Source organism: Aurantimicrobium sp. (assembly GCF_036667855.1).
GTDB lineage: Bacteria > Actinomycetota > Actinomycetes > Actinomycetales > Microbacteriaceae > Aurantimicrobium.
This window is the reverse complement of the sequence record NZ_JAVWTF010000081.1, coordinates 1-4,102: the sequence shown is the minus strand read 5'-3', so window position 1 is coordinate 4,102 and position 4,102 is coordinate 1. Positions and strand designations below refer to the sequence as shown.

4 protein-coding genes are annotated in these 4,102 nt (G+C 55.5%); all 4 read right to left on the bottom strand.

From position 1 onward, the window contains the following. Positions 1 to 628 (bottom strand): MFS transporter (locus RR877_RS09930; RefSeq protein ID WP_332628099.1); only part of this gene is annotated, 628 nt, incomplete at its 3' end. A gap of 129 nt (positions 629 to 757) precedes the next feature. Then, positions 758 to 1,885 carry a flavodoxin-dependent (E)-4-hydroxy-3-methylbut-2-enyl-diphosphate synthase gene (gene ispG, locus RR877_RS09925; RefSeq protein ID WP_110232983.1) on the bottom strand — a complete coding sequence of 376 codons (1,128 nt, stop codon included), beginning with the start codon at positions 1,883 to 1,885 and terminating at the stop codon, positions 758 to 760. A 53-nt stretch (positions 1,886 to 1,938) separates the two neighbouring features. After that, the gene (locus tag RR877_RS09920; protein ID WP_332628098.1) at positions 1,939 to 3,267 is read right to left on the bottom strand and encodes a site-2 protease family protein; all 1,329 of its coding nucleotides are present in this window, start codon (positions 3,265 to 3,267) and stop codon (positions 1,939 to 1,941) included. Positions 3,268 to 3,312: 45 nt separating this feature from the next. After that, a partial coding sequence (locus RR877_RS09915) for a 1-deoxy-D-xylulose-5-phosphate reductoisomerase (RefSeq protein WP_332628097.1) occupies positions 3,313 to 4,102 on the bottom strand: 790 nt, incomplete at its 5' end.

The following is a 4,102-nucleotide window of genomic DNA, read 5'->3' as shown; positions in this document are numbered from 1 at the left end:
CTCCACCTTCAGAAGACGCTCTCGCTCTGGCAACAAGAAGGGGATCTGGACGCAGTGCAAAGAGATACAAAATCGCGGAAAGTAACTGGGCAACCGCCGCAATGGCGAATGCTCCGGTGAGAGCTGGAAGTCCCAGCTTCTCCCCGAGCAAATCACCGGGACCAACAAGGTTTGGCCCTGCAACAACACCAATCGTTGTTGCCCACACCACCAAAGACAGATCGCGTGCTCGGGTTTCTGGCTTTGCCAGATCCGCTGCAGCGAAGCGGGTTTGCAAGTTCACGGCACCACCAGCACCGAGGGTGAGCATGCTGGCAAGTAGAAGCGGGAGGTTGTTCAGCGAAGCTGAAACGATGACCATGATCGCACCAACGAGGCCGATCGCACCTCCGGTTGCCAAGGCAAAACGTCGTCCAACCCGACCAGCTAGACGCGCAAGGGGAATAGCAAAGAGAGCCGTACCTAGCGTCGACATGGTGGCGGATAGTCCAGCGAATGCAGGTGAACCACCAACAGAGGCCGTCAGCAACGAGCCGAGAGAGAACGCGGCACCCATTCCGAGACCACCGAGAACCTGACCGGTGGCGAGGACGCGCAAAGAGCGCCGTTGTATTGCCCCGTAGTCCATTGTGGTCACCTTTAAAGGCTATACCCCAGGGGGTTTATTTGAAGCGACTGAAAATTACGATTCCGATGCCAATGAGCACCAAGAAGAAAATGGCCGAAAAGATGAAAGGCCCAGTAAAGATAGCGTCCATTAGGGCGTAATGACCTGAACGGTGCCCACTTCGCTGGCAGGCATTTCAGCAGCCAAGCGGTTAGCTTCCTCGATCAGGGTTGCCACAATTTCGCTCTCAGGAACAGTCTTGACGACTTCACCCTTGACGAAAATCTGGCCCTTACCGTTACCTGAAGCGACACCCAGGTCAGCATCTCGTGCTTCACCCGGACCGTTGACGACACATCCCATGACGGCAACACGAAGTGGAACAGTCATTCCTTCAAGACCAGCAGTGACATCGTTCGCAAGTTTGTAAACATCAACCTGTGCACGGCCACAGCTGGGGCAGGACACAATTTCAAGCTTGCGTTCGCGCAGGTTCAGTGATTGCAGGATCTGAAGACCAACCTTGACCTCTTCGGCAGGTGGAGCAGAGAGTGAAACACGGATGGTGTCACCAATTCCCTCCCCAAGGAGGATGCCAAAAGCGGTAGAGGACTTGATTGTTCCCTGGAAAGCGGGGCCGGCTTCGGTCACGCCCAGGTGGAGTGGCCAGTCACCGCGTTCAGCGAGCTGACGATAGGCCTTGACCATCACGATGGGGTCGTTGTGCTTGACCGAAATCTTGAAATCGTGGAAGTCGTGTTCTTCGAACAGGCTGGCTTCCCAGACAGCACTCTCCACAAGGGCCTCAGGGGTTGCCTTGCCGTACTTTTCCAGAAGGCGAGGGTCCAAAGAACCTGCATTCACACCAATGCGGATGCTGACGCCTGCTTCTTTAGCACGGCGAGCGATCTCACCGACCTGGTCGTCAAACTTACGAATGTTTCCGGGGTTCACACGAACCGCAGCACAGCCCGCATCAATAGCTGCGTAAACATAGTTGGGCTGGAAGTGGATGTCCGCGATAACGGGAATCTGGCTCTTCTTCGCGATGATGGGCAACGCTTCTGCGTCATCACGGCTGGGCACGGCAACACGCACAATGTCACAACCAGAAGCGGTCAGCTCAGCAATCTGCTGCAAGGTTGCGTTGATGTTGGTCGTGGGGGTGGTGCACATGGACTGCACGCTGACGGGGGCATCGCCACCGACCAGCACCTTACCCACCTTGATCTGGCGCGATTTACGGCGAGGAGCAAGGACTTCAGGGGTCTTGGGCATTCCCAAATTCACGGCTGGCACGGCTTTAGCTTACGCGTCCCAGTTGAAGTTGTTTAGCCAAAAATGCGGACAGGTTTGAAGATGTCTGCATAAAGCAACAGAGCACTCATCGAGCCCAGCACAAGCACGACTAAGAGGGTGAGCGGCATCAGCTTGGCAGTGTCAAAAGGACCTGGGTCTGGACGCTTGCGCCACTTGGCAATCTGGCGACGAACACCTTCATACAGCGCACCTGCGATGTGGCCGCCATCCAAAGGCAGTAGCGGCACCATATTGAATACAAACAAAGCAATGTTCAGCGACGCAAGGATGCCGATCAGAGTCGCACCCTTTGCATCAGGCGCAACCAAGTCGGTACTTGCCACTTCACCGGCTACTCGTCCTACTCCAAGAACACCAATCGGGCCATTGGGATCACGTTCGGCATCACCGAATGCCGCTTCACCGATGTCGACCATACGTTGGGGCAAGTTCAGAATCATGTGGGTGACGCTGGAAAGGTTCTGTCCCATCATGGGGAACACAGCTGTGATTGGCTGTGTTTGCATGGTTGTCGTGGGCGCTATGCCAACAAATCCCACTTCTTGAATTATTGGATTTCCGGCACCATCAAGCACGGGGTTTCCTTGGGCATCATAAAGGGGGCGTTGTGCCGCTACTGGGGTAATAGTGAGGTTCTTCTCTACCCCGTCACGTAGCACGGTAACTGTGAGAGGCTGACCTGCCGAGTTACGAATAATGTCAGTTCCAGAAGTCCAATCGTTAACCTCAGCGCCATTGATCGCCACGATTGTGTCACCTGCGAGCAACCCTGCTGCCGCGCCAGGTGCAGGAACGGTATCTGTTCCACATTCCTGAGGCACACCATCGGTTGTGATGCATTCGGTGACACCAGCAACTGTGGTGGTGGAGGTGGGTTGACCGTAACCCATCACCAAAACGGCAAAAAGCACAAAAGCCAGCACCAAGTTCATGAATGGTCCGCCGACCATAATGATGATGCGCTTCCAGACAGGTAGGTGATAGAACGCTCTCGAAGGATCGAGATCCACCATGGATTCGTCGCTGGCCTGGCGGGCATCTTGCACGAGCTTGCCAAAAAGACGACGAACTTTATTGTTGGATTCCGTGGGCTCATCGCCAGGTGGGAACATACCTGCCATCGAGATGTAGCCGCCGAGCGGAATGGCTTTCACACCATATTCGGTTTCGCCGACTTTCTTTGAAAACAGAGTCGGACCGAAACCGATCATGTACTGCGCCACACGTACGCCGAAGATCTTTGCGGGCACCAAGTGACCGATTTCGTGCAGGCCGATAGAGATCGCCAGACCCACCACGAAGATGACGACGCCAAGAACGTAAAGCCAGAAAGTATCCATTAGAAAAAGATTAACCCGACCATCTGACAATCAACCGAGAAACGGCTAGCCACCAATAACTTCATCGGCACGGCGACGTGCCCAGCTCTCCGCTTCCAGCACTGCTTCGCGGGTCAACGCACCCGATTCAGGAGTGTGCTCGTCCACCACGCGTTGAATCGTGGTGAGGATGTCGAGGTACCCGATCTTTCCAGCGTGGAATGCAATCACGGCTTGCTCGTTTGCAGCATTGAATACGGCAGGGAAGGTTGATCCGGCAGTACCAACCTGCTTCGCAAGCCACACCGCAGGGAATGCTTCCTCGTCGAGGGGTTCAAATGTCCAGCTCTGGGCCTTCGTCCAGTCCAAAGGCTCCCCCACACCGGCAACGCGGTGTGGCCAATCAAGGCCGAGCGAGATGGGAAGTCGCATATCTGGCGGAGATGCCTGCGCGATGGTGGACCCGTCCACGAACTCGACCATGGAGTGCACGATCGACTGGGGGTGAACGGTGACGTCAATTCGGTCGAATGGAATATCGAACAAGAGATGAGCTTCGATAACTTCGAGACCCTTGTTCACCAGCGTGGATGAATTGGTGGTCACGACGAGGCCCATATCCCACGTAGGGTGCGCCAGCGCTTCCTGCGGAGTGACACTCACAAGGGATTCACGACTACGGCCACGGAATGGCCCACCAGATGCTGTCAAAACTAGCCTGTGCACCTCAGCATGGGTGCCCGATACCAGCGCCTGTGCGATGGCGGAGTGTTCGGAGTCAACCGGCACAATTTGACCTGACTTGGCCAAATCCGTAACCAACGTGCCACCAACAATGAGGCTTTCCTTGTTGGCC